The sequence below is a fragment of the Drancourtella sp. An57 genome (assembly GCF_002161525.1).
GTDB lineage: Bacteria > Bacillota > Clostridia > Lachnospirales > Lachnospiraceae > Sellimonas > Sellimonas catena.
Window position 1 is genome coordinate 67458 of sequence record NZ_NFHY01000005.1, and the last position, 24280, is coordinate 91737.

A 24280-nucleotide genomic window follows, 5' to 3' on the forward strand; every position below is an offset into this window, starting at 1 on the left:
CATCGATACACGGTTACACGTTCTCGCAGTAACAAAGCAGTGCATTGAGAAAGTTGCGGATTTTTACATTGCCGTGCCGGTCGGATTTTCCGCGGATATAATCCATTTCACGTCTGACCTGTTCAAAATTATAAAGCGTGTTGGAAAACTCGTTAAACACATCGTTCGAATAATCTTCCAGACCCAGATGGGCAAGATTGACCAGTCCGGTTGAGGCGGCCCGGCGGATTCGCTGCTCTACAGATTTCGGATTTTCGCTGAAACGCGAGAGAAGACTGCCAAGAGTCTGCTGCTCGAGAGTCTCATCCTGATCGTGCAGAAAGGTGATCAATGAAATGATATCCTTGCTGCCCAGCTCGCCGATGATGCCCAGTTTCTGAAGAACACCGGTAAGTCTGCCCTGAAAACTTTCAGACTGTGAAGAGGAGTCTGACGTTTTTCCCCGGGTGGAAAATTCCGCCTCAAAGAGAGTCTGAACCTTTCCGATTTTGCGGTGCATGGAAAGGCTTTTGATGACATTACGGATTACAGCCTCGACCTCGATGGCGTTGATTGGTTTCTGGATGAAAAATTCCACGCCTGCCTCATAGGCTTTGGCTATGAGATCCTTGGAAGCGACCTGGGAAATCATGATGCAGACAGAATCAGGAGAGATATCTCTTACTTTTTCCACAAAACTGATTCCGTCCATATCCGGCATGAGAAGGTCGACAAGGATGATGTCAGGATGAAGGGCTTCCACATCTTCCAGAGCGTCGTAGCCGTTGCCGGATGAACCGCAGCATTTGCCGAGCTGTCTGTCAGTCACAAGAATTTTCAGTATGTTTCGTACATTCTTATCATCATCTACAAAATAAAAGTTCATTTTTAACCCTCCAGTGTTTCTTTTGGCAGACGGATGGAAAAACAGGTATTCCCCGGACGGGAGTCTGCATGGATGCGTCCGCCAAGATTTTCTTCCACAATCCCTTTTACGATATTGAGGCCCAGTCCGCGGCTGATTTCCCCGGTCTCATAGTTGATTTTTGTGGAAAACCCCGCGTCAAAGATCTGTGAGAGCGCATCCGGGGGGATTCCCTGTCCATGATCTGTGACCGTACAGAGAATTTCGTCTGTTGTTTCTTCTAGTGTAACCTGAATAAAAACCTGATCATTTTTCGAAGCTTCTACCGCATTTGTAAAAAGATTCCGAAAAACAGAAAGCAATTCGTACACATGTCCGGTGCGGAATGAGGAGCGCCCTTTCACTTCAAAAGAAAGCGTCTTGTGAGCGGCTGAGGCAATCTGCTCAACCGGGCTGCGCAGAAGGGAAAACAGTTCACCGAATTCCAGGCGGAGAGGGCCATCTTCTGTCTGCAGCGCATCGGAAAGTCCACGCAGGATCAGATAGTATTCTTTCTTGATTTCATGAATATCATTCGCGATAATCAGGGCATCTTTGGCTGCATCCTTTGTACTTGAATCCGAACGAAGACGCTCAAAGAGCTGATATGCAGAATGCATGGTCGACTCTACCAGGGAGGTGTTTTTCTCCATCCAGATGACTTCCTCCTGAAGGCGGGCTGTCAACAGAGAAAGATTCCGGTAGTAGTCCTGCTGCTCCTTTTTCAGAAGTACCAAATGGTATCTGCGGAACACCGTCATGAAAATCAGAATCAAAGCAGTCCGGAACATAGCGGTCATCAAGATTCCGGATTGCGAAGAAAGGGAAAATGCATTAATATTAAGACGTAGCATCAGTTCCCCGAAATTTGCCGCATAGTCACAGAAAAGCAAAGCGGCGGTGTCCATCAGGACCGAGGATTTTCGGATTTTCACGATATAGACAGTCAGAAGGACACCATAAAAAAGATAAAAAAACAGTTCCGGGACTGCCAAAGAAAAGGAAATATTGAAAGATGATTCCCTGAAGCTGCCCAGAAAAGCCCGTGAAAACAGTACAAGGACGCCTGAAAGAGCAGACACCGGGAGAACCGGAAAATCCGGGGCAAGCATGGCAAAGGATGCCAGAAAGACGATTCCCAGTGAAACGCTGAATTCAGGAGAAAAAATATTGATGTAAAACTGTGCTGCCGCCACCGTGATCAGGCTGTAAAACAAGGTGTGCAGAAAAAGATCAAAATATTTCGGAGATTTCATTGATGCTTTTCCTCCGTTTCGTTATTCTGTCATAATTGACAGGATCAATGATTGGCATGAAAATATTCTATCATAAAAAGGGAGAAAAGAACATGGTAAAACGGGAAGATTTGTATGGAATCGCATATTATAAAAAAGCTGTGTATTACGGAAGTACCAAACCGGATCTTCGATTCCGGATCGCCTGGAACAAAAAGGACGATACACTGGAGGCGGCGGTATGGAAGGAGCCGTACTGTTATGATGTGACGCCGGAAGAAGAGATCGAAAGAAAAGTGTTTTCCGCAAATGACGAAGGACTGTGTCAGATTACAGACTGGATCAACGAAAAAGCAAACTAAAGGCTTTACTTTTCGGAAAGCTGTGATATAGTAAAAAAGATGTGAAATGAGCGTAAAGGAAGTTTGAAAGATGGCAGAGAAAACAGGAGTAATCCACGGCAGGTTTCAATGCCTGCATCTGAAACATATGGAGTATCTGCTTGCGGCAAAAAAGCAGTGCGACAGACTGATTATCGGAATATCCAATCCGGATGCAGGTTTTATCAGAACCAATATTCATGATACAAACCGTTCCAGACCGGAGAATAATCCGTTTACGTATTTTGAACGGTACGAAATGATTCGTGAGGCAATGCTGGAGTTTCACGTTCCGCGGGAAGAGTTTGAGATTGTTCCGTTCCCGATCAATACGCCGGAGCTGATTTTCCAGTATGCGCCGAAAGATGCAGTGTACTATATGAGTATCTGCGACGGATGGGGCGAGGACAAGTACCGGACACTGACCGGACTGGGACTTCAGGTGGAAGTTCTATGGAACCGCCCGCTTGAAGAAAAAGGAACGACCGGAACGGAAGTGAGGCATCTTATTATTGAAGGAAAGCCATGGGCACATCTGGTTCCAAAGAGTGTGTATCGGTATATTACGGAACATCATCTGGATGAACGGATCATCCGCCTGGCCAGGGAAGCGGAAGAAAAACAGAATAAAACGAAATAGTACAAGCCGGACGGGCAATGCAGAGAATGCATTCCTTCCGGCTTGTTGCAGTTTACGGACAAAACCGTCCGTGATTACGTGATGAATTTTCTAATCCTGACAGATCACGGTTCCGGTGCGGCCTTTCAGAGCATCGCGGAGAGATTCCTGGCAGGTGATAAAGGCACGGCGTCCTTCTCCCTTCTCGATGAAAGAGACAGAAGCACGGAATTTCGGAAGCATATTGTAGATGCCGAAATGTCCCTCTTCCATATACTGTTTTGCCTGGGAAACCGTAATTTCTCCAAGCTGTTCTTCCTGGTCAGTTCCCCGGTTGATAAATACCTTTTCCACGCTCGTCAGAATGATCAGAGCATCGGCACCGAGTTCTTCCGCAAGCTTTCCGGCAGTCAGGTCCTTCTCAATTACGGCACTTGCACCTTTCAGATGATGATCCTGTTCCAGAACCGGAATACCGCCGCCGCCGCAGGCAATAACTACCTGATCTGCGTCGGAGAGAGTGCGGATCGCATCCATCTCTACAATCTTTACCGGATTCGGGGCAGATACGACACGGCGGAAACCTTTTCCAGGCTCCTCTACAACGTAATTGCCTTTTTTACGCTCAATGGCGGCATCTTCCGCGGACATGTAACGTCCGAGTACCTTGGTAGGAGTATAGAACGCCTCATCGTACGGGTCTACCGTTACCTGGGTCAGTACTGTGCTGACCGTGCGGTAGATTCCACGTGTCAGAAGCTCCTCGCGGATGGCATTTTGAAGGTCAAAACCGATATATCCCTGTGTCATTGCAGAGCAGACTGACATCGGGGCCGGTGTATAGTCCGGATGATTCTTGCCGAATTCGTTCATGGCAGTGTGGATCATGCCAAGCTGAGGGGCATTGCTGTGTGTGATGACAACCTGATAGCCGTCCTGTACAAGATCCGCGACGGACTTTGCCGTTTGCTTGACCGCAACCTGTTGCTCCGGCAGAGTCGTTCCCAGTGCCCGGTGTCCCAATGCTACAACCACTTTCTTTTTCATACGCATTACCTCTATTTCTCTATGATGTTTCGTGTCTGTGATACAGAAATTATATAATTTTTCCATGGAAATTGCAACCTTCAAAGGGGCCGCAGACCTTGATTTTACAGGGAAAAAGAAATAGTTAGAAAATTGTATGAAATACCATATATAGTGGAATAATAGAAAAATCACAAGATATGGTAGAAAAAACGGTTGCACTCTGCTATAATGTGGATTGTTGCTGAAAAGATGAAAAAGGCAGCTTTGAGAAATTTACTGATACAGCGAGGTATAAGATATGAAAGTGATAAAAAGAGACGGACGGGAAGCTGAGTACGACAGAAACAAAATCGTCCATGCAATACAGAAAGCGAATAATGAGGTGGAGAAAGAGGACCGGATTTCCGAAGAAAAAATTTACGACATTGTTGCGTCCATCGAAAACAGAAAGCTGGAGAGTATGGCTGTGGAGGATATCCAGGATATCATTGAGCAGAAGCTGATGGAAGAGGAAAAATATCATCTGGCCAAGAAATATATCATTTACCGTTATACAAGAGCCATGGTGAGAAAGTCCAATACAACGGACGATTCCATCCTCCGGCTGATCCGCGGAGAGAATTCTGAATTAAAGACAGAGAATTCAAACAAGAATTCCACGCTGGCATCCACCCAGAGAGATTATATTGCAGGGGAAGTGTCCAAAGACCTGACAAAGAGGGTGCTTCTTCCGGAGAAAATTGTAAAGGCTCATGAGGACGGTGTGATCCATTTCCATGATATGGATTACTTCCTTCAGCCGATTTTCAACTGCTGTCTGGTCAATATCGGCGATATGCTGGACAATGGCACAGTTATGAACGGCAAACTGATTGAGTCTCCAAAAAGCTTCCATGTCGCATGTACTGTTATGACGCAGATTATCGCGTCTGTTGCGAGCAGCCAGTATGGCGGACAGTCTGTCGATATCCGCCATCTTGGAAAATATCTGCACAGAAGCTATGAAAAATATATGAGAAAATACAGAGAAAAATATACAGGCATCATTTCCGAGGAAATGATGGAACAGCTGGCCAACGACAGACTTCAGGATGAGCTGAGATCCGGTGTACAGACGATACAGTATCAGATCAATACCCTGATGACAACAAACGGACAGTCTCCGTTCGTGACCTTGTTCCTGAACCCGGATAAGTCCCATCCGTACGCAAAGGAAAATGCCATGATTATTCAGGAGATTCTGCGCCAGAGAATCGAGGGAATCAAAAATGAATCCGGCGTCTATGTGACACCTGCATTCCCGAAGCTTGTCTATGTTCTGAATGAAGATAACAATTTAAGCGGCGGCGAGTATGATGATCTGACAAGGCTGGCAGTGAAATGCTCAGCCAAGAGAATGTATCCGGACTATATTTCCGCAAAGAAGATGAAAGAAAACTACGAAGGAAATGTATTCTCACCGATGGGATGCCGCTCCTTCCTCTCACCGTGGAAAGATGAGAACGGAAATTACAAATGGGAAGGACGCTTCAATCAGGGCGTTGTCAGCCTTAACCTTCCTCAGATCGGAATTCTGGCCGAAGGAGACCAGGAGAAGTTCTGGCAGATTCTCGATGAAAGGCTTTCCCTTTGCTTTGAGGCTCTGATGTGCCGTCATAAAGCGCTGGAAGGAACAAGTTCCGATGTCAGCCCGGTACACTGGCAGTACGGAGCGATCGCCCGTCTGGAAAAAGGCGAAAAGATCGACAAATATCTGCATGGAGGATACTCTACATTAAGCCTTGGATATATCGGACTTTATGAAGTGACAAAACTGGTGACAGGAGAAAGCCAGACGACAGAAGAAGGACAGAAGTTTGCTCTGAAGGTGATGAAGAGACTCCGTAATGCGACCGATACATGGAAAGAGACAACAGGACTTGGATTCGGACTTTACGGAACACCGGCAGAGAGTCTGTGCTACCGTTTTGCCGAGATTGACAAGAAAAAATTCGGAAGCATCACAGATGTGACCGACAAAGGATACTATACGAACTCCTATCATGTGGATGTACGTGAAAAGATCGATGCGTTCGACAAATTTACATTTGAAAGCCAGTTCCAGACAATCAGCACCGGAGGATGTATTTCTTATGTAGAGATTCCGAACCTGAATAATAATCTGGAAGCGGTGGCGGAAGTTGTGAAGTTTATCTATGACAACATCCAGTATGCAGAGTTTAATACGAAGTCTGACTACTGTCAGGAATGCGGATACGATGGAGAAATCATGATCAATGATGATTATGAGTGGGAATGTCCGGTCTGCCACAATAAAGATCAGGCAAAGATGAATGTCACAAGAAGGACCTGCGGATATCTGGGAGAAAATTTCTGGAATCCGGGAAAGACAAAAGAGATTAAAAGCAGGGTAATGCATCTGTAAGAATCAGGCGGTAAAGGAGTATTTGCGGTATGTATTATGCAGATATAAAAAAATGGGATGTGGCAAACGGACCCGGTGTAAGAGTATCCCTTTTTGTCAGCGGATGCACGCACCGGTGTAAAGGCTGCTTTAATGAGGAGGCGTGGGATTTCCATTATGGAAATCCCTTTACCGGAGAAACAGAAGACGAAATTTTGAAAGAGCTGGAAAAAAGTTATTATCACGGATTTACCCTTCTTGGAGGGGAACCTTTTGAGCACGAAAATCAGAAGGTTCTGGCACCGTTTTTAAAACGGGTCAGAGAAAAGTTCCCGGGGATCTCCATCTGGTGCTATTCCGGGTATGTCTTTGACAAAGAGATTCTTGCGGACATGCTCCCGAAATGGGAAGAGACAAAAGAAATGCTCCGCTATATTGATGTCCTTGTGGATGGAAGATTTGTGGAGGAGTTAAAACAGGTCAATCTTTTGTTCCGGGGTTCCGCAAACCAGCGCCTGATCGATGTGAAGAAGTCTATGGAGAAAGGCAGCGTGGTTCTCTGGGAACAGCCGGAATATGTTCATGTGGAAGTGAAGGAAAATCCGAATGCTGTAGGAATTCCGCCGGAAGTCAGCGGGAAATAACAGAAGATAAAATACAAAGAAAACAGGGGATGTCATCCGGACGGTTCACGGAGAACCGGGGAGCATCCCCTGTAGTGCGTAGGAAACAAATCCTATCAGGATGCGTATTTCAAAAGAGAGTATTTTTACCGGACTGAACAATTTGAAGGTACACACGATTTCAGATCCCCGATATGATGAGTACTTCGGATTCACCAGTTCGGATGTAAAATCACCTTACCACGCACACACAGGACAAAGATCGAGGACAGGAAGTGAGATGTGATATTGTTTCTTGACATCCTCTTTTTTTACTCTTATAATAGTCTGTGGACATACTATTATGGTATAAAAAACGAATGATTAAAAATAAATGTTTTGAACGGAGGGAATGCTATGAATGTCAATGCGCAGTATTACGCAGCCTGGGCCAAGGGGAACGGGCTCTATGTACAGTGGGCGGCCAGAGAGGGGATCGGTTATCCGGAAATGATTGTCCTGTATTCCCTGTACACCATGGGACGTCTGACTCAGAAGCAGATCCGGGAGGATTTTGGGCTGCAGAAGCAGACGGTGAATACTGTGATCCATGATCTGAAAGAGAGGGAGCTGGTGATGCTGACAGCCAGTGAGATGGATCGAAGAGAGAAATGGGTGGATCTGACAGAGAGCGGCAGACGGTACGCCGGGGAGAAAATCGATCCGCTCCTTCATACGGAGGAGGAGATTTACCGTAAAATCGGGATAGAACGGATCCGGCAGATCAGTGAGACGATGGAGCTGTTTAATCTCATGTTTGAAAGGAAGTTGAAGGAGGACAGGAAACATGAGCGATAGAAGAGTTTTTCTCAAGTATGTCATTCCGGCGGTACTGTCCTTTGCCCTGTCCGGCGTCTATTCTATCGTGGACGGCTTTTTTGTCGGGAACAGTATCGGTGATATGGGACTTTCGGCCATTAATGTGGCCTATCCGATCGTGGCAGTTATTCAGGCGGCCGGAACAGGGATCGGCATGGGCGGTGCGGTGTATTATTCGATCTATATGGCGGAAAAGAAAGAAAAACGTGCGCGTGAGTTCAGTGCCTGTGCGCTTTGGATGCTGATTCTGGGAAGTATCCTTCTGACGGCCCTGACATTTCTGCTGACAACGCCGCTTCTCAGGCTTCTGGGTGCGCAGGGGGAACTGTTAAGACTTGGTGAGGACTATATTTCTGTCATTGCACTGGGAGCGGCTTTTCAGGTGCTTGGTACGGGGCTGGTACCGTTTATCCGCAATCATGGAGGACCGTTCTATGCGATGATTTCCATGGTTGCAGGATTCGGAAGCAATATTGTACTGGATTATCTTCTTGTATGGGTTTGGAATGGAGGCATCACAGGGGCGGCGCTTGCGACCGTCATAAGTCAGGGCGTGACGATGCTGATTGCGCTGATCTACCTGATCCGGAAGAAGAAGCTTACGGTAAAAATATCCCGTTCAGGTGCGGGGTCTGCAGCCGCAGCCATAGTGAAAATCGGGATTGCTCCGTTCGGACTTTCCATGACGCCGAATATTTCTCTGATCATCATAAACCGGTTTTCCATCCATTATGGCGGGGACGAAGCAGTGGCAGTGTATGCCTGTATCGCCTATATCATCTGTATTATTTATCTGATTTTACAGGGAGTCGGTGACGGAAGCCAGCCATTGTTCAGCCGTTATTATGGAGAAGGAAACAGGGAAAAGATGAAAAAGATGCGGAGATACGCCTACGGATTTGCCATGCTGCTGGCGCTGGCAGGCTGTGTGGTCATGTTTGCTGTCAGGGGGAGTGTTGGAAATATGTTTGGATCTTCCCGGGAAGTAAACCAGGAGATTGCGAAGATTATGCCGGTCTTTCTTGTTTCGGTCCCGTTTGTGGCGGTCAGCCGGATTACCACGGCTTATTTTTATGCAACGGAAAAGACGGGAATGTCTTATGTGCTGACGTTTATGGAGCCGGCGCTGATGCTTGTACTGATGCTGATTCTTCCGCCGCTGCTGGGAGGGCAGATCATGATCTGGTGGAGCACAGTATTTGCAAGAGTGCTGTCCGCATGTCTTGCGCTGCTGATGAAGCAGCATGAAGATCAAAGAAACATGCCGCCTCAGATGTTTTGAGGCGGCATGTTTCGATGAAAAGGTATTTATCGAAAAGATGTCTGGTTTTTGAAAAACTGCGGAAGATATTCTTTGTGTGCCTCCAGAAGTTCATCCACAACGATATTTGCGAGTTCATCACTCGGACAGAGCGGATTTAAGTTCAGGGCAGCAACAGCAAGGTTCCGGTCACCTTTTACGGCGGCTTCAATCGTCATGCGTTCGAACGCTTTAATCATATGCACATAACCGCTGATGGAAACTTTCAGTTTCCCGGTTGCAAGCGGTTTTGGTCCGTCCGCTGTGATACGGCATGCAACTTCAACTGCGGAATCAGCAGGGAGATCCAGGATTGCTCCGTTGTTTCTGACGTTGACATACTGGATATCTCCGGTGTCATTGTAGATAGACTGAATCAGGTTGCATGCTGCATCGGAGTATTTTGCGCCGCCGCGCATTTCAAGCTGTTTCGGCTTTTCGGCAAGTTCTTCATGGCTGTAGAGTTCGAACAGCTCTTTTTCTGTCTCACTTACGACTTCGCCCCGGACCGTTCCGGTCTTAAATTGCTCCAGTTCTTCCTCCAGCTGCTCTTTGGTAAAGAAGTAGTAGTTGTGGTACGGACACGGAATGGCTCCAAGACCTTCAATAAATGACGGAGAGTACGGAATGCCTTGAACATGCCGCCTGCGCCGTTTGTCTCCTGCCCGATCATGCCGTGGCTTAACGGAATTCTCTCATCAAGAATCCGGGCCGGAAGACGTCCGATCCTCATCTGGGTAGTAACAAAATCTGCATCCTTTAATGCTTCCCGTCTGTCATAGCTTAAAATGATTTTCATAGGAACGCCGGCTTTTGCAACCATACGTTTGGCGAGAGCACCGACAGTTTCCAGTTTCTCACGTCCTGCTTCAATATCCACGAGCCAGAGTTCGCGAACCGGCAGTGTATCATAACGTTTAATAAATCCTTCAACCAGCTCCGGAGTATAGCTTGAGCCGCCTCCGATTGTAACGATTTTTACGGAATCTTTTTTCATAAGAGAAGAACACCTCCAAAATTCTGAAATCATAGAAAGCGGTTAGACCATATTGTAGACCATTCCAATATAGAGGAAATCTACTATCCGTATGCCAGAGTCCATACGATGGAGATGAAAGATCTGGATGAAATGCTTGATATGACCGGTTATATAGAAGAAGGTACTGTAACACAGAGGTTTATTCCGATGATGGTACCGCCGGAATACAGCAATCTTCTGAATCTGGAGATGGGAACTCCGATTATTATGGTAGAGTGTACGATACGTGATATGGTAGGAAAACTGGTTGCGATTGCCAAAATGTACCACAATCCCAAAGAAAAGATTATTGAAATGACACTATAACTACAAATGGAAGAAGAAAAATTTCAGATGCCGGTCAGGCGGAGAAATTTTTCTTCTTTTTTTAATCTTTTTTCTCTTCTGATTCGTTATACAATATGTAAGACGTTTTATAAAAATGAGGCTATAACCATGACAGACAGAGAACGAATACGGCGTATTCAATCCGGGGAACCGGAGCAGATGAACGAGTTGATTGAAGCATATTATCAGGAAATATTTCAATATTGTTATTCCAGAACAGGACGGGAAAGCGCGGCATATGACTGCGCGCAGGAAACGTTTCTACGTGTCATCCGGTACCTGAACCGCTATGTGGAGCAGAAGAAATTCCGGGCGTATTTATTTGGAATCGCAAGGAGTGTCTGCATTGATTTTTTCCGGAAAAAGGCGGAGGCTGAATTAGGATATGAGGACGGTTACGAAGAACGGCTCCGGGAGGAAGACTTTGCCGACCAGGTATCAGAGCAGGTGATGCTGCAAAAGGCAATGCAGTGTCTGAAGCCGGAACAGAGAGAAGTGCTGGATCTTTCGTATTTCCATGGGCTGAAAGCAAGAGAGATTGCCTATGTGACGGGAGAAAAGACAGCAACCGTGAAGAGCAGGATCCGCCAGGGACTGAAAAATCTGAAAACTATTCTGGAAGAGGAGGGATACAGATGGAACGGATAAAAGAAGTAGAGAGGCTTCTGAGACAACAGAAAAAACCGGAGCCGGAAAGGGAAGCACTTGAAGCGTGCAAGATGCAGATGGCAGAAGAGTTAAGGCAGAATGTAATTCTGCCGTCCCGTCCGATTCTTGTGAGACTTTGTGAGACGGCCGCATATTGTTCCAGGTGGACATGGGGAGCGTTGCTCTTTTTCTGTGCGGCGGCGGTCTTTCTGATGTTTGAGGTACCATATGAGAATGCCCTTGTGGTATGCTCCCTTCTGACTCCGCTTCTGGGAGCGCTTCTTGTGCCGGAACTGGCAAGGAGCTTTTCGGAAGGAATGTGGGAGATGGAGCAGGTATGTTTTTACAACCTGGGCGAGATCATGGCGTTTAAAATGGTAATTCTCGGAGGGGTATCCGGAATACTGATTGCATTCGGTGCAGCGGCAACCCGGATGGAAACCGGAAGCTTTCTGGACTTTGAACTGTGGATCTGTCTTCCGTTTCTGACAGTCAGCTCTCTGAGCTTTTTTCTGCTTCGGAAAATCAGGAACAGACAGGCAGAGTACGGGATTATTGGAATCGACATTATGGCAGCAGGGATCATTGTCTGTATGTGGAGCGCGAAAGAAGATATTTACCGTCTGATGGAAAAACAGCAGACAGGGATGATTTTACTTTTGATTCTGGCGGCTCTTTTTGGGAGTCTGATTATAAATGGAATGAAATTTTTCCGGTCAGTACAAAACGGTGAACTGTTGTGGGAAGAAAAGATTGGTTAGAAGGGAGAAGGCATGGAACTGAAATTACAGCATGTGACAAAACGATATGGGACAAAAACAGCAGTGGATGACATAAACATGACGCTGCGGGAGGGGATCTATGGTCTCCTTGGAGCAAACGGAGCGGGCAAGACTTCTTTGATGCGTCTGATCTGCCTGATTCAGAACCGGAGCGGCGGGGAGATTACCCTTGACGGAAAAGAAATCATGGAACTGAAAGAAGAATACCGGAGCTTTCTTGGCTATCTCCCGCAGAATTTCGGCTATTATCCGGAATTTACCGCACAGAAGTTTTTGCTTTATATGTCTGCTCTGAAAGGACTGAACAAACATGCGGCAAAGCGGAGAATAGAAGAACTGCTGGACGTGACGAGCCTTGAGGGAGATCGAAATAAAAAGATCAAAACCTTTTCCGGCGGTATGAAGAGAAGGCTTGGAATTGCCCAGGCAATGCTGAACAATCCGAAAATCCTGATTCTTGATGAGCCAACAGCAGGGCTGGATCCAAAGGAACGGGTGCATTTCCGAAATCTGATCAGTTCTTTTTCAAAGGATAAGATTGTTCTTTTGTCTACTCATATTGTGTCGGATATCGAATATATTGCGGATGAGATACTGGTGATGAGAGAAGGAAAATTGATCCGAAACGGAGAGCCGGGAAGATTGCTTGCGGATCTGCGAGGGAAAGTCTGGGAGTGCCTTGTGCCGTTTGAAGAGGCAGCAGAGATGGAACGGCGCTTTACGGTAGGGAATCTGAAAAATGAGGAGAATGGCTGTCTCCTTCGGATTGTGTCGGAGACGTGCCCGGTTAATGGCGCGAAAGAAGTGACGCCGTCACTGGAAGATATTTACCTTTATGATTTTCAGAGGGAGGAAGAAAAATGATTTCGATTGTGAGTCTGGAAATACAGAAAATACTGAAGCGTAAGTTTATTTTGATTCTGCTTGCTATTTACAGTGCTATCCTGCTTTTTATGGCGTATGCAGGACATCCGGACCGTTATACACCGATTCTGACGTCGGATGGGAAGGTGCTGGAAGGAACGGAAGCTGTGCAGTATGAAAAGAAACTTGCGGAAAAATACGACACGCTTTCTGATGCGGATGTGCAGGAAATTCTGGCGGAGAATGCAAGAATTCTCGCAGAATACACGGATGAAAATCAGATGATAGGCGATGACTACTATCGGTACGCCAACGGATTTTACGGCGCTGTGGCGTCTGTTTTTACCGATGAAAATGGAAACTACAATCACCTTCCGGCGGATCAGGTCTATCCGGGCCAGGACGGGCTGATGCTGGGCGGTTTTACAAATGGAATGGATATGCTGCTGAGCTTTCTGGCAAGCTTTCTTCTGCTGGCCCCGCTCCTTTTGATTGTTATGATTTCTCCGGTGTTTGCGGAAGAATATACATCGGGAATGGATTCGCTTATTTTGTCCTCGCGTTTTGGGAAAACACGGTGCGCAAGAGCGAAGATCCTGGCGTCTTTTCTCTGCTCTGCCGGGATCTTTGCAGTGACAAGTCTGTATTTGACGCTGCTTACGATTGGCTATTTTGGAACGGACGGACTTTTTGTGGACGCGCATCTTTGTGCAACCGGAATGATCGGAAATGCACCGTTTGATCTGCCTTACTGGAAAGCAGTTCTGATTCTTGCGGTTATGGGATTTGCAGGCCTTCTGATGATCACCGGATTTGCGCTTGCGGCATCGGCGCTTGGAACGTCTTCTTTTGTCAGCGTTCTTGTCACTCTCGCGTTTTTTGCGCTTCCAATGTTTTTGTGGGGCGTATGGGATATTCCGTGGCTTAACCACATTCTGGAAATGTGTCCGGTTAATCTTCTGTCTCCGGCCAAGATTTTCAATCTCCCGGCCTATGAGATCGGAACAACGAAGATACAGGTTTATCAGATGGGAATAATTGCTGCTGTCTGCTTTACGCCGGTCTGTGCAGTCTGTTCCTATTTCGGATTTCAAAAACATCAGGTGCGCTCCTAGGAGACACCTGATGTTTTTTGTTTTAACAGGAAACGTCGTTCCCTGTAAAAAATGTTAAGACTGAAAACGGACATCAATCATACAGATTTCGCTTTTGGTAGCAACCCGCATGTTCGGACCAAAGACTCCCACACCGGAAGTTACAATATTATGCATGGAGCCTTTTTGAAGGTAACCACAGGAATTTTCCCATACAAGGTTTGTGATCAGATTGACCGGAAAGATCTGGCCGTCATGAGTATGGCCGCACAGATCCAGATCAACACCGGCATCCGAAAGCTCAGACAGTTCCCGCGGTTCATGATCGATGACGATAACCGGCTTATTCGTATTCAGATCCCGTGTAATCTCTTCCGGTGTTTTCCGGCTGGTTATACCGCGCCCGGGACGTTCATAATCCGGTCTGCCATAAAGATAAAAGGCATCATCAATCAGAACACTCTCATCCCGAAGCAGGGTGATCCCGGCTTTTTCAAGAAAAACATCCATTTGAGGATCGCTCATTTTTTTACCATCCTGAGGAAAGGTAAATCCGGCCAGAATCGGCTCCTGAATATCGTGGTTTCCGTAGCAGGCATAGGTGCCGTAAGTACTCTGAAGTCCGGAAAGGATTTCAGCCAGTTTTTCCGGCTTGTCAAGCGCTTCATATTCGTTGTCAAAAATATCCCCTGCAATGACAACCAGATCCGGATTCTGGGCATTGATTTTGTCAACCATCTGACGCATCTGGGAAGTGCCGACACTGTATCCGAGATGCAGATCTGCCACAAGGGCGATCTTAAGAGAATCCAGATTCCCGGCCTTCTTATCAATCGTCACCTCATACGGAGTGATCCGGATGAAACGTGCATTGAACATTCCATAAATGCTGATCGCGGCAATCAGAAAAAAGCAGATCGTTCCGGCAAGTGCAGGGCGGAGACGGTGAAATGTTTTTTTTCGTACTTTTCTGACAATGAGACGTATCAGGTCGGCTGCAATGACAATCAGAGCCGTATAGAGCATGATGCCCATCCAGTAGTAACCGAGCCCTTTTAGAATTCTCTGAGCTGTTCCGGCAGGAACAAGGAATCCGATCCCCGGAGAAAACGCGACAAAGAAGTAGCAGATCCCAAGTACGATCCGCACCGCGCGTTTTTCAAAAAATGGATGGATATCGGTAAGCCATGTAAAGATCCGGTGCAGAAGGTACAAATTGACTGCAAGGTAGAGGGGGCTTAAATAAACTGCAAGCATAAAAACTTCTCCATTCTTTTGTAAAATCCCTTTTCATAATCGCGAAACATGTGGCTAAAGGCGCACAAGTGTCGGGCGGTGTCCGGTATGCTTCAGAAAAACATTCAGAATATCGGCTGTCCGGATTTTGAGTGTCGAGGTGTTGATACACGGGTGACATCCGATATATTCGTCTTTGAGAAGATCCTCATCGATCAAAAGATTGACTTCCCGATCCGGATCATTCATCAGTCCAAGGACACTTGCAGATCCCGGTGTCAGGTCCAGATACTCCTCCATGAATTCCGGCTCCGCGAAGGAAAGACGGGAGATTCCAAGCTGTCCGGAAAGATCCTTTGTTACAAATTTCTTATCTCCCGGCATCATGAGAAGATAGAAAGTCGTCTTCTGACGGTTTCGCAGGAACAGATTTTTACAGATCTTCACACCAAGCTCCGCCTCAACTGCCTCACAGTCTTCGATCGTATTGGCAGTATCGTGGTCAACTCCTTCGAAGGAAATGTGGAGCTGCTCCAGCAGATCATAGACACGCTGCTCCTTTTCAAGCCGTCCGGTGCAGTCCGGCCGTTCGGTAAAATGGGTTGTATGTACAGTAATACTCATTGTAAAACCTCCTGAAAATGATTTCTTATAGTATAAAAAGAATTGAAAAAAAAGACAAGAAGGTTCAAAAAGAATTAAGAGAATACATAGAAAACTGTGTTCATACTTGCGGGGACAGATCCAAGACCTTATAATAAAGAAAGCATCGAATAGGAGATCAAAGAAATGAGAAAATTGTTGAAGTATCTGAATGATTACAAAAAGGAGAGTGTCATCGGTCCGTTGTTTAAGCTTCTGGAGGCCTGCTTTGAGCTGGTGGTGCCGCTCATTATGGCGAACATGATAGACATTGGAATCCGAAATCAGGACACAGGATACATCCTGCGGATGGGGAGCATTTTGATTCTGTTTGCGGTACTTGGACTGGCATGTTCGCTGACAGCCCAGTATTTTGCAGCAAAGGCATCCGTCGGATTCGGAACGGCCCTGCGACATGATATGTTCCGGCATATCCAGAGCCTTTCCTATGCGGAAATTGACCGGGCAGGGAGCGCGACTCTGGTAACAAGGATCACGAGTGATATCAACCAGGTGCAGTCCGGGGTCAATCTGGTTCTGCGGCTCTTCCTTCGTTCCCCGTTTATCGTTGTCGGTGCGCTGATTATGGCGTTTACCATCAGTGTGAAGCTTGCGTTGATTTTTGTAGTTGCGGTGCCGCTTCTGGCGCTGGTGATCTACGGGATCATGGTGGTATCGATTCCGCTTTACCGGAAGGTACAGAAACTGCTTGACCGGATTTTACTTTCTACAAGAGAAAATCTGGAAGGAATCCGCGTCATCCGGGCTTTTGGCATGCAGGGAAGAGAACGGGATGAATTCAAGGCGGAGAATGCAAAATTTCTGGCAGCACAGATGCTGGTCGGAAAAATTTCGGCTCTTTTAAATCCGGCAACCTACATTATCGTCAACGTGGCGACCATAGCCATTGTCTGGTTTGGAGGCCGGGAAACATACGCGGGCGGCATTACACAGGGAGAGGTCATCGCCCTTGTAAACTACATGACACAGATTCTCACTGCGCTGGTGGCGTTGTCCAATCTGATTGTCAGCTTTACAAAAGCGCTTGCCTGTGCCAACCGTATCAATGAAGTATTTGCACTGGAACCGTCCATTCAGGATGGAGACGGAGTTAAGAAAGTGACAGATAAAGAGGGGGCAGAGCAGGAGCAGACAAGGGAAGCGGCAGCATTCCATCAGGTGTCATTTGCCTATCCGGAGAGTAAGGTCTATGCGGTCACCGGTCTGGATTTCTCTGTGAAAAAGGGAGAGATGATCGGGGTAATCGGAGGAACCGGTTCCGGAAAGTCTACGCTTGTACAGATGATTCCGCGCTTTTATGACGTGGCGGAAGGAAGTGTGACCGTAGACGGAGAGGATGTCCGTAATTATAAGATTGAAGAACTAAGAAAGAAGATCGGTATGGTTCCGCAAAGGGCAGTTCTTTTCCGCGGAACGATCCGTGACAATATGAAAGTTGGAAATGAAGATGCAGATGATGAGCAGATCATGGAAGCGATCCGCACTGCCCAGGCACTGGAGGTTGTGGAAGGAAAGCCGGACGGTCTGGACACACTGATTAATGAGGGAGGAAAAAATCTTTCCGGCGGACAGAAACAGAGACTGACGATTGCCCGTGCTCTTGTACGAAAGCCGCAGATCCTGATCCTGGATGACAGTGCATCTGCACTGGATTTTGCAACGGATGCCAGGCTTCGGAAAGCTGTCAAAGGCCTGAAAGATATGACGGTCTTTGTTGTATCACAAAGAGCGGCATCTGTCATGCAGGCGGACCGGATCATTGTCATGGATGATGGAAAGATTGCCGGAATCGGCACACATGATGAACTGATGAAATCATGCGAGGTTTACAGAGAAATCTGTCTCTCTCAGCTTTCAGAAAAGGAGGTGGGCCAGCATGCATAAGCAGGACAGTACATGGAAAAAGGTACTTTTTTATATCAGACCATATTCGTTTTATGTGATTTTATCGCTCCTTTTCGCAGTCTTGACAGGAGTGCTGACCCTGTATGCACCGATTCTGGTTGGTGATGCTATTGATTTTATTCTAGGAAAAGATCAGGTACTGTTTGACCGGATTCTTGATATTCTGAAAAAACTTGCCGTTATCATTGCGATTACAGGTGTGGGACAGTGGCTGATGAATCTGTGCAATAATCAGATTACCTACCGGGTAGTAAGAGACGTACGGCTAAAAGCATTTAAAAAACTGGAAAGACTGCCCCTTTCTTATGTGGACAGCCATGCAAATGGAGATACCATCAGCAGGATCATCACAGACGTGGAGCAGTTTTCGGACGGACTTTTGATGGGATTTACCCAGTTTTTCTCCGGAGTAGTAACAATTGTTACGACATTGATTTTCATGCTGACCATTGATGTGAAAATTACTCTGGTTGTCGTGCTGCTCACACCATTGTCCTTCTTTGTTGCGGGATTCATTGCAAAACGGACATACCAGATGTTTAAAAAACAGTCGGAAGCAAGGGCGGATATGACATCGCTCGTTAACGAGATGGTAGGAAATCAGAAAGTAGTACAGGCATTCGGATACGGAAGCACCGCTTCCGAACGGTTTGACGAAATCAATGGAAAACTGAAAACCTACAGCCTGAAAGCGATTTTCTTTTCGTCCATTACGAACCCGAGTACTCGGTTTGTCAATAACCTTGTCTATATGGGGGTTGGAATCACGGGGGCGTTAAGCGCGATGTCCGGGATCATCAGCGTCGGACAGCTTTCCTGCTTTCTGACCTATGCGAATCAGTATACAAAACCGTTTAATGAGATTTCCGGTGTCGTGACGGAACTCCAAAATGCACTTGCCTGCGCAAAAAGGGTGTTTGATTTTATCGAAGAAGAACCGGAGCCGAAAGATGATAAGGACGCCGTGGTACTGATAGATGCAAAAGGAAACCTGGATCTGGAACACGTAAGCTTTTCTTATAAGAAAGAAGTACCGCTTCTGAAAGATCTGAATCTGAACGTAAAGCCGGGGCAGAAGATTGCGATTGTCGGTCCGACAGGATGCGGAAAGACGACTCTCATCAATCTTCTCATGCGTTTCTATGATGTAGATGCAGGGGTTATCCGTATGGAAGGTGAGGATATCCGGCATATTACAAGGGATAGCCTGAGAGAAAATTATGGAATGGTACTTCAGGAGACCTGGCTGAAATCCGCGACGATTGCAGAAAATATTGCCTACGGAAATCCGGATGCAACGAGAGAAGAGATCATTCATGCGGCGAAAGAAGCGCATGCCCACGGATTTATCACAAGAATGCCGGATGGATACGATACGGTAATCTCTGAAGAAGGCGGCAATCTTTCACAGGGACAGAAACAGCTTTTATGTATTGCCAGAGTCATGCTCAGACTGCCTCCGGTACTGATTCTTGATGAGGCCACCTCTTCCATCGATACACGGACTGAGATCCGGGTGCAGCAGGCTTTTGAGAAGCTTATGGATGGACGAACCAGTTTCATCGTGGCACACCGCTTATCCACGATCCGCACGGCGGACCGGATCCTCGTCATGAAAGACGGAAATATCATTGAGCAGGGAACACACGAAGAACTGCTGGCGAAAAATGGATTTTATAAGCAGCTGTACGAAAGTCAGTTTGCATAAAATATGTGAAAACAAATCAATTACTCCCGGTTGACAGAAGATCAGAATCTCTGTAAACTGGGAGTATCATTTCATAGACCGCAAAATTATAATCAGCGGTCAAACACATTTCTGAACAAAATCAGGGCTGATCAGCCGGAGAATCCAGAAAATGAATGAAAATACTTGACAAAAAATTATCGGGGGAGGGTAAAATTGTCATAAGATTTTACTTGACAGAAGGCAAAAGAGATGCAATTATGATAAAGAGTCAAGAAAATTCATGACATTGAATGACAGATGGAGGAAAAGGCTATGAATGAGAGTGTTCAAATTGAGATTCATGACCTGACAAAGATTTACAAGCTGAATAAAAAGCAGATGCAGGAATCTCACACAAAGAATCCGAAAAAGACAGCGGTGGATCACCTGACGCTGACTGCAAAATCAGGGGAGATCTATGGGCTGCTCGGTCCGAACGGAGCGGGGAAAACGACGACGCTCCGGTGTATTGCGACGATTATCAAACCGTCGTCGGGAGAGATTTATGTAAATGGCAATGAGGTACAGAAGAACTCAGAAGCAGTCAGAAAGAGTATTGGATTCCTGACAAGCGATATTAAGCTGGATCCGCAGTTCTCGGTAGATTATCTGTTTGATTTTTTCGGAGAACTCAGAGGGATTGCACCGGATCAGATTAAAAAGAGAAAAGAAGAGTTATTTACATATTTTGGAATTAATGACTTTGCGCATAAAAAGATCAAAGAGCTTTCCACGGGTATGAAACAGAAAGCGGCCATTGCAGTCAGCTTGATTCATGATCCGGAAGTGGTGATTTTTGACGAGCCGACGAACGGACTTGATATCATCACAGCGAGAAGTGTAACTGACTATCTGAGAAAACTGAAAGAAGAAGGAAAGCTTGTTATAATCTCTACCCATATTATGTCCGAGGCAGAAAAGCTCTGCGACCGGATCGGGATTATTATTGACGGGAAAAAGAGAGCAGAGGGAACGCTTGCCGAAATTCTGGAGGAGACAGGTACTCACGATCTGGAAGATGCTTTCTTCGAATACTTTAAAAGTGTAAAGGGGGAAGCGTAAGATGAAAACGATATACAAAAAAGAACTTGCACGTATTTTCAAAGATAAAAAGATGATTTTTTCTGTTTTTCTGCTTCCGGTCCTGATTATGGTAGGAATTATGGCACTTGTGGGAAATCTTGCAACACGTCAGGCAGAGGATATCCAGAGCCATAAGTCGATTGTATACATGATCAATAAGCCGGACAGTTTCAGCGCATTTCTGGAAGCTGCTGATCTGAATATGGAGGTCAATACCATAAAAACAGACAGTGAAAGAGAAAATGTTATGGATCTTCTGCGGAACGGAGATGCGGATCTCCTGATTGAATTCCCGGAAAATTTTGATTCCATAATTCAGGAATATCAGACAGGAGATGAAGTGCCGCAGATCAAGACATACTACAATCCGTCCGAGGACTACTCCTCAAGTGCTTATGAACTGATTTCCAATCAGACGCTGGAAGCATACCGTCAGACCTTGCTGTCCCAGAGAGTGGCAGATATGAACGGGCTTCAGATCTTTACTGTCAACAGCGACAATAAAGATATGATTGTCCAGGATGACCAGAAGGCAAGCGGCAAAGCACTCGGCATGATGCTTCCGTATTTCATCACGATCCTGCTTTTTGCAGGCGCAATGGGAATCGGAACTGACATGATTGCGGGGGAAAAAGAGAGGGGAACGATGGCAAGTCTTCTCGTGACTCCGGTCAAAAGAAAATCCATCGTACTCGGAAAAGTATTTGCCTTGATGACAATTTCCGGAATATCTTCGGTCATCTATATTGTTGTGATGGGTGCGACATTCCCGAAGATTCTGGGAGGAGACAGCGGGCTGGATATTGAAATTACACCGGAACAGATTGCCATGATCGGTGTACTTCTGGTGGCAATTTCGTTCCTTTACTCGGCGATTGTCATTCTGATCTCTGTGTTTGCGAGAGACCTGAAAGAGGCCAGCACCTATATAACGCCGGCATACATGGTGGTTCTTGTGATTGGTATGATGACCATGTTCACGACAAGCGAGGCCGGAATGAAAGATTATCTGATACCATTTTATAATACTGCGCTCGCTTTAAAAGGGATTCTGACATCGGAAGTGACGATGGCACAGTACGGTGTGACTCTTGTTATGACATTAGTGCTTGGCGGCATTTTGACGGCAGTGATCGCAAAAGCATTTGAAAGCGAAAAAGTAATGAATCTGTAATAGATTTTGATATGTAGCAAAAGAAGAATGGACGCATATGCTGGTGATAAGACCGGTGTATGCGTCTTTTTTGTCCGAAAAGGCGATAGACGTTCTGCGCCGCAGGATTCCGGGTAACGGGAGGGAAATAAAATGAGGCTTTGTGATCTGAGAGAAAAAGAGGTCATCAACACAGTGAACTGCAGACGCCTTGGCTGTGTGGCAGATCTGGTGGTGGATATGAAAAAAGGCTGTGTCCAGGCGATTGTTGTACCGGGGCCTGGAAGACTGGGAGGCCTGTTTGGATATGACAGTGAATATGTGATTCCATTTGAATGTATCTGCAAAGTGGGGCCGGATATCATTCTGGTGGATATTTGCGAGGAAAAATTCTTGTGTGAGTGCAGATAAAACGGAGAATATGTTGACCGCCTAAAATGGTAATGGTATACTGATACCAGATTTTGGAGAAAGGATGGTACATGAGATGAAATGTCCATACTGCGGCAATCCGGATACAAGAGTGATTGATTCCCGCCCTGCTGAGGATGGATCTTCAATACGCAGGCGACGCTCCTGCGATTCCTGTGGAAAGCGGTTTACGACCTACGAGAAAGTAGAGACAATCCCTCTGATTGTCATTAAAAAGGACAATAACAGAGAGCAGTACGACCGGGAAAAGATCGAAAAGGGCATTCTTCAGGCGTGCTATAAAAGACCGGTTCCGGCTGAAGTGATTGAAAAGACGGTTGAGCAGATCGAGAATGAGATTTTCAATCGCGAGGAAAAAGAGATTCCGAGCAAGGTGATCGGTGAGATTGTTATGAGAAGACTCAAAGATCTGGATGAGGTTGCCTATGTGCGCTTCGCATCTGTTTATCGTGAATTTAAGGACGTCAATACGTTCATGGAAGAATTGAAAAGTATACTGGATAAAAAATAGGAGGATCCGAAAGGATTCTCCTGTTTGCGTTATGGAAAGAGTGTGAGCAGCAACATCCAATGACAGAAATTACGGAAAATACTTGACGAAAAAAGAAAACACCCTTATAATAACTAATGTTATATAACGTATGATATTAAAAAGAAGGGAGGAACTTTTCATGCCGCCGAAAAAGAGAATTACAAAGGAACTGATTTTGCAGAAGGCATTTGAGATCATTCACGAGGAAGGGATTGAAAGTCTGAATGCCAGATATCTCGCGAAACAGCTGAACTGCTCCACAATGCCGATTTTTCAGTCTTTTCAGGATATGAATGAACTGAAAGCGGAGGTAAAGCTCAGAATCGACGAGTACTACACTGAGTTTATCAATCAATATATTGATAAGGCAGACTATCTGTTTACGATCAGTTTTGCCTATATCAATTTTGCCAGAAAAGAGCGGAATTTCTTTGGAGCTCTCTTCGTAAATCCGCTTCTTGGGTCTCGTACAGTCCGGGAGGTCATTGATTCTCCGTGGAACCGGGAGACAATCGAGTGTACAGCCGAACAGTTTAAAATTTCCATTCAAGAAAGCGAAGGCTTGTACCGGGATGTCCGTTTTTATGCCCACGGAATTGCGACGCAGCTTTATGGAGGGAACATGAGACTTTCTGAGGAGGAAATTCAGACACTTCTCAGAAATGTGATGGAGAAGTTCTTGAAAGGAGAGTCAAGGATATGAGAACATATAAACTGACAATCTCCTATGACGGTACCCGTTACCAGGGATGGCAGCGGCAGCCGGGAGCAGAGAATACGATCCAGAATGTGATAGAAGATGCCATTTGCAAATTGACCGGATATGAAGTGAAAATCCAGGGATCCGGGAGAACGGATGCCGGAGTCCACGCCAGAGGACAGGTGGCAAGCCTGAGGCTTTCAGGGAAAGTGGAGGAAAGAGAATTCTTAAGAAAACTCAATGCAGGTCTTCCGGAGGACATTCGGATCCGCAGCATGGAACTGGTCCCGAATACCTTTCACGGACGCCGGAGCGCCAAAGGGAAATGTTACGAATATCATGTAGACTTGCGGGAAAAGCAGCAGGTATTTTCCAGAAGGTATACGTGTCATTATCCGGAAGAACTGGATATCGAGGAAATGGAACGGGCCGCAGGATATCTGCTCGGAAGACATGATTTTTCCAGTTTTACCGACCGGAAAGATGAGAAGGGCTGCACGAGGCGGATCGATGAGATCCAGATAGAAAAAAGAGGAGACTCCCTTTGTATGTCCTTTCGGGGAAACGGATTTATGTACCATATGGTGCGGATTCTAAGCGGGACTCTTCTGGAAGTGGGAAGCGGAAAGAAGAGTGCCAGGGACATACCGGAGATTCTGAAAGCGAAAAGCCGGGCCTGCGCCGGATTTCTGGCTCCGGCACAGGGACTGTTTTTAAAAGAAGTTTATTATCAGGAAGAACAGAGATAATGGGAAGGAGGCT

General features: G+C 46.2%; 24 protein-coding genes and 1 pseudogene. 19 read left to right on the forward strand and 6 right to left on the reverse strand.

Translation table 11 applies throughout. The features are described 5' to 3' along the window. Window positions 1-13: 13 nt before the first annotated feature. Both B5G11_RS05330 and B5G11_RS05335 read right to left on the reverse strand, forming a co-directional pair. Window positions 14-865 carry a response regulator gene (locus B5G11_RS05330; protein ID WP_087168120.1) on the reverse strand — a complete coding sequence of 284 codons (852 nt, stop codon included), beginning with the start codon at window positions 863-865 and terminating at the stop codon, window positions 14-16. A 2-nt stretch (window positions 866-867) separates the two neighbouring features. Further along, on the reverse strand, window positions 868-2139 hold the full coding sequence (locus B5G11_RS05335) for a sensor histidine kinase (RefSeq protein WP_087252441.1): 1272 nt from the start codon (window positions 2137-2139) through the stop codon (window positions 868-870). A gap of 92 nt (window positions 2140-2231) precedes the next feature. On the opposite strand from B5G11_RS05335, the gene B5G11_RS05340 reads away from it, so the two are divergent. Next, entirely contained in the window at window positions 2232-2480 is a 249-nt protein-coding gene (locus B5G11_RS05340) for a hypothetical protein (protein ID WP_087252442.1), read from the forward strand. A gap of 70 nt (window positions 2481-2550) precedes the next feature. After that, complete coding sequence (locus tag B5G11_RS05345) at window positions 2551-3138, forward strand: adenylyltransferase/cytidyltransferase family protein (RefSeq protein WP_087168117.1); 588 nt, start codon at window positions 2551-2553, stop codon at window positions 3136-3138. Window positions 3139-3228: 90 nt separating this feature from the next. On the opposite strand, the gene arcC is transcribed toward B5G11_RS05345, so the two are convergent. Next, window positions 3229-4164 carry a carbamate kinase gene (gene arcC, locus B5G11_RS05350; protein ID WP_087252443.1) on the reverse strand — a complete coding sequence of 312 codons (936 nt, stop codon included), beginning with the start codon at window positions 4162-4164 and terminating at the stop codon, window positions 3229-3231. A 280-nt stretch (window positions 4165-4444) separates the two neighbouring features. On the opposite strand from arcC, the gene nrdD reads away from it, so the two are divergent. From nrdD to B5G11_RS05370, 4 genes are all read left to right on the forward strand, one after another. After that, window positions 4445-6571: an anaerobic ribonucleoside-triphosphate reductase gene (nrdD, locus tag B5G11_RS05355; RefSeq protein WP_087252444.1), complete on the forward strand. Its 2127-nt coding sequence runs from the start codon at window positions 4445-4447 to the stop codon at window positions 6569-6571. 29 nt (window positions 6572-6600) lie between these two features. Beyond that, a complete protein-coding gene (nrdG, locus tag B5G11_RS05360) occupies window positions 6601-7194 on the forward strand; it encodes an anaerobic ribonucleoside-triphosphate reductase activating protein (RefSeq protein WP_087168114.1) in 594 nt (197 codons plus the stop codon). A 375-nt stretch (window positions 7195-7569) separates the two neighbouring features. Continuing rightward, window positions 7570-8010 (forward strand): MarR family transcriptional regulator, encoded by a 441-nt coding sequence (locus tag B5G11_RS05365; RefSeq protein WP_087168113.1) that lies wholly within the window; start codon window positions 7570-7572, stop codon window positions 8008-8010. Next, on the forward strand, window positions 8000-9313 hold the full coding sequence (locus B5G11_RS05370) for an MATE family efflux transporter (protein WP_087252445.1): 1314 nt from the start codon (window positions 8000-8002) through the stop codon (window positions 9311-9313). The genes B5G11_RS05365 and B5G11_RS05370 overlap by 11 nt, the downstream gene beginning before the upstream one ends. Window positions 9314-9339: 26 nt before the next feature. Here the strand turns inward: B5G11_RS05370 and B5G11_RS05375 are convergent. Beyond that, window positions 9340-10328, reverse strand: a pseudogene (locus B5G11_RS05375) (hypothetical protein). A 78-nt stretch (window positions 10329-10406) separates the two neighbouring features. Between B5G11_RS05375 and B5G11_RS05380 the strand changes: the two are divergent. The 5 genes from B5G11_RS05380 to B5G11_RS05400 all read left to right on the forward strand — a co-directional run bounded on the left by B5G11_RS05380 (window position 10407) and on the right by B5G11_RS05400 (window position 14106). Then, window positions 10407-10676: a UTRA domain-containing protein gene (locus tag B5G11_RS05380; protein ID WP_255396394.1), complete on the forward strand. Its 270-nt coding sequence runs from the start codon at window positions 10407-10409 to the stop codon at window positions 10674-10676. A gap of 129 nt (window positions 10677-10805) precedes the next feature. Beyond that, the gene (locus tag B5G11_RS05385) at window positions 10806-11345 is read left to right on the forward strand and encodes an RNA polymerase sigma factor (protein WP_255396392.1); all 540 of its coding nucleotides are present in this window, start codon (window positions 10806-10808) and stop codon (window positions 11343-11345) included. Then, complete coding sequence (locus B5G11_RS05390) at window positions 11333-12106, forward strand: hypothetical protein (protein ID WP_087252448.1); 774 nt, start codon at window positions 11333-11335, stop codon at window positions 12104-12106. The genes B5G11_RS05385 and B5G11_RS05390 overlap by 13 nt, the downstream gene beginning before the upstream one ends. Before the next feature lie 12 nt (window positions 12107-12118). Beyond that, the gene (locus tag B5G11_RS05395) at window positions 12119-12991 is read left to right on the forward strand and encodes an ABC transporter ATP-binding protein (protein WP_087252449.1); all 873 of its coding nucleotides are present in this window, start codon (window positions 12119-12121) and stop codon (window positions 12989-12991) included. After that, window positions 12988-14106 (forward strand): ABC transporter permease subunit, encoded by a 1119-nt coding sequence (locus B5G11_RS05400; protein WP_087252450.1) that lies wholly within the window; start codon window positions 12988-12990, stop codon window positions 14104-14106. The genes B5G11_RS05395 and B5G11_RS05400 overlap by 4 nt, the downstream gene beginning before the upstream one ends. 54 nt (window positions 14107-14160) lie before the next feature. Here the strand turns inward: B5G11_RS05400 and B5G11_RS05405 are convergent, their stop codons facing one another. Together B5G11_RS05405 and B5G11_RS05410 are read right to left on the reverse strand one after the other, a co-directional pair. Then, window positions 14161-15342 (reverse strand): metallophosphoesterase, encoded by a 1182-nt coding sequence (locus B5G11_RS05405; RefSeq protein WP_087168106.1) that lies wholly within the window; start codon window positions 15340-15342, stop codon window positions 14161-14163. Window positions 15343-15396: 54 nt separating this feature from the next. After that, complete coding sequence (locus B5G11_RS05410) at window positions 15397-15945, reverse strand: prolyl-tRNA synthetase associated domain-containing protein (RefSeq protein ID WP_087252451.1); 549 nt, start codon at window positions 15943-15945, stop codon at window positions 15397-15399. 165 nt (window positions 15946-16110) lie between these two features. Between B5G11_RS05410 and B5G11_RS05415 the strand changes: the two genes are divergently transcribed. The 8 genes from B5G11_RS05415 to truA all read left to right on the forward strand — a co-directional run bounded on the left by B5G11_RS05415 (window position 16111) and on the right by truA (window position 24267). Then, entirely contained in the window at window positions 16111-17868 is a 1758-nt protein-coding gene (locus B5G11_RS05415; protein WP_087168104.1) for an ABC transporter ATP-binding protein, read from the forward strand. Beyond that, the gene (locus tag B5G11_RS05420; protein WP_087252452.1) at window positions 17861-19597 is read left to right on the forward strand and encodes an ABC transporter ATP-binding protein; all 1737 of its coding nucleotides are present in this window, start codon (window positions 17861-17863) and stop codon (window positions 19595-19597) included. The genes B5G11_RS05415 and B5G11_RS05420 overlap by 8 nt, the downstream gene beginning before the upstream one ends. 294 nt (window positions 19598-19891) lie before the next feature. Continuing rightward, entirely contained in the window at window positions 19892-20680 is a 789-nt protein-coding gene (locus tag B5G11_RS05425; protein ID WP_087252453.1) for an ABC transporter ATP-binding protein, read from the forward strand. Between the two features lies 1 nt (window position 20681). Continuing rightward, complete coding sequence (locus B5G11_RS05430; RefSeq protein ID WP_087252454.1) at window positions 20682-21875, forward strand: ABC transporter permease; 1194 nt, start codon at window positions 20682-20684, stop codon at window positions 21873-21875. A gap of 132 nt (window positions 21876-22007) precedes the next feature. Then, the gene (locus B5G11_RS05435; protein WP_087168100.1) at window positions 22008-22265 is read left to right on the forward strand and encodes a YlmC/YmxH family sporulation protein; all 258 of its coding nucleotides are present in this window, start codon (window positions 22008-22010) and stop codon (window positions 22263-22265) included. Between the two features lie 76 nt (window positions 22266-22341). Further along, the gene (gene nrdR, locus B5G11_RS05440; protein ID WP_087168175.1) at window positions 22342-22797 is read left to right on the forward strand and encodes a transcriptional regulator NrdR; all 456 of its coding nucleotides are present in this window, start codon (window positions 22342-22344) and stop codon (window positions 22795-22797) included. 160 nt (window positions 22798-22957) lie between these two features. Then, on the forward strand, window positions 22958-23521 hold the full coding sequence (locus B5G11_RS05445) for a TetR/AcrR family transcriptional regulator (RefSeq protein WP_087252455.1): 564 nt from the start codon (window positions 22958-22960) through the stop codon (window positions 23519-23521). Next, window positions 23518-24267, forward strand: a complete 750-nt coding sequence (gene truA / locus B5G11_RS05450) for a tRNA pseudouridine(38-40) synthase TruA (protein ID WP_087252456.1) — start codon at window positions 23518-23520, stop codon at window positions 24265-24267. Before B5G11_RS05445 ends, truA begins: the two co-directional genes overlap by 4 nt. Window positions 24268-24280 lie beyond the last annotated feature (13 nt).

Excerpts from the sequence above, each read along its gene's own strand:
- B5G11_RS05330 (WP_087168120.1), bottom strand. The coding sequence starts at position 865 with ATGAACTTTTATTTTGTAGATGATGATAAGAATGTACGAAACATACTG.
- B5G11_RS05335 (WP_087252441.1), bottom strand. The coding sequence starts at position 2,139 with ATGAAATCTCCGAAATATTTTGATCTTTTTCTGCACACCTTGTTTTAC.
- B5G11_RS05340 (WP_087252442.1), top strand. The coding sequence starts at position 2,232 with ATGGTAAAACGGGAAGATTTGTATGGAATCGCATATTATAAAAAAGCT.
- B5G11_RS05345 (WP_087168117.1), top strand. The coding sequence starts at position 2,551 with ATGGCAGAGAAAACAGGAGTAATCCACGGCAGGTTTCAATGCCTGCAT.
- arcC (WP_087252443.1), bottom strand. The coding sequence starts at position 4,164 with ATGAAAAAGAAAGTGGTTGTAGCATTGGGACACCGGGCACTGGGAACG.
- nrdD (WP_087252444.1), top strand. The coding sequence starts at position 4,445 with ATGAAAGTGATAAAAAGAGACGGACGGGAAGCTGAGTACGACAGAAAC.
- nrdG (WP_087168114.1), top strand. The coding sequence starts at position 6,601 with ATGTATTATGCAGATATAAAAAAATGGGATGTGGCAAACGGACCCGGT.
- B5G11_RS05365 (WP_087168113.1), top strand. The coding sequence starts at position 7,570 with ATGAATGTCAATGCGCAGTATTACGCAGCCTGGGCCAAGGGGAACGGG.
- B5G11_RS05370 (WP_087252445.1), top strand. The coding sequence starts at position 8,000 with ATGAGCGATAGAAGAGTTTTTCTCAAGTATGTCATTCCGGCGGTACTG.
- B5G11_RS05385 (WP_255396392.1), top strand. The coding sequence starts at position 10,806 with ATGACAGACAGAGAACGAATACGGCGTATTCAATCCGGGGAACCGGAG.
- B5G11_RS05390 (WP_087252448.1), top strand. The coding sequence starts at position 11,333 with ATGGAACGGATAAAAGAAGTAGAGAGGCTTCTGAGACAACAGAAAAAA.
- B5G11_RS05395 (WP_087252449.1), top strand. The coding sequence starts at position 12,119 with ATGGAACTGAAATTACAGCATGTGACAAAACGATATGGGACAAAAACA.
- B5G11_RS05400 (WP_087252450.1), top strand. The coding sequence starts at position 12,988 with ATGATTTCGATTGTGAGTCTGGAAATACAGAAAATACTGAAGCGTAAG.
- B5G11_RS05405 (WP_087168106.1), bottom strand. The coding sequence starts at position 15,342 with ATGCTTGCAGTTTATTTAAGCCCCCTCTACCTTGCAGTCAATTTGTAC.
- B5G11_RS05410 (WP_087252451.1), bottom strand. The coding sequence starts at position 15,945 with ATGAGTATTACTGTACATACAACCCATTTTACCGAACGGCCGGACTGC.
- B5G11_RS05415 (WP_087168104.1), top strand. The coding sequence starts at position 16,111 with ATGAGAAAATTGTTGAAGTATCTGAATGATTACAAAAAGGAGAGTGTC.
- B5G11_RS05420 (WP_087252452.1), top strand. The coding sequence starts at position 17,861 with ATGCATAAGCAGGACAGTACATGGAAAAAGGTACTTTTTTATATCAGA.
- B5G11_RS05425 (WP_087252453.1), top strand. The coding sequence starts at position 19,892 with ATGAATGAGAGTGTTCAAATTGAGATTCATGACCTGACAAAGATTTAC.
- B5G11_RS05430 (WP_087252454.1), top strand. The coding sequence starts at position 20,682 with ATGAAAACGATATACAAAAAAGAACTTGCACGTATTTTCAAAGATAAA.
- B5G11_RS05435 (WP_087168100.1), top strand. The coding sequence starts at position 22,008 with ATGAGGCTTTGTGATCTGAGAGAAAAAGAGGTCATCAACACAGTGAAC.
- nrdR (WP_087168175.1), top strand. The coding sequence starts at position 22,342 with ATGAAATGTCCATACTGCGGCAATCCGGATACAAGAGTGATTGATTCC.
- B5G11_RS05445 (WP_087252455.1), top strand. The coding sequence starts at position 22,958 with ATGCCGCCGAAAAAGAGAATTACAAAGGAACTGATTTTGCAGAAGGCA.
- truA (WP_087252456.1), top strand. The coding sequence starts at position 23,518 with ATGAGAACATATAAACTGACAATCTCCTATGACGGTACCCGTTACCAG.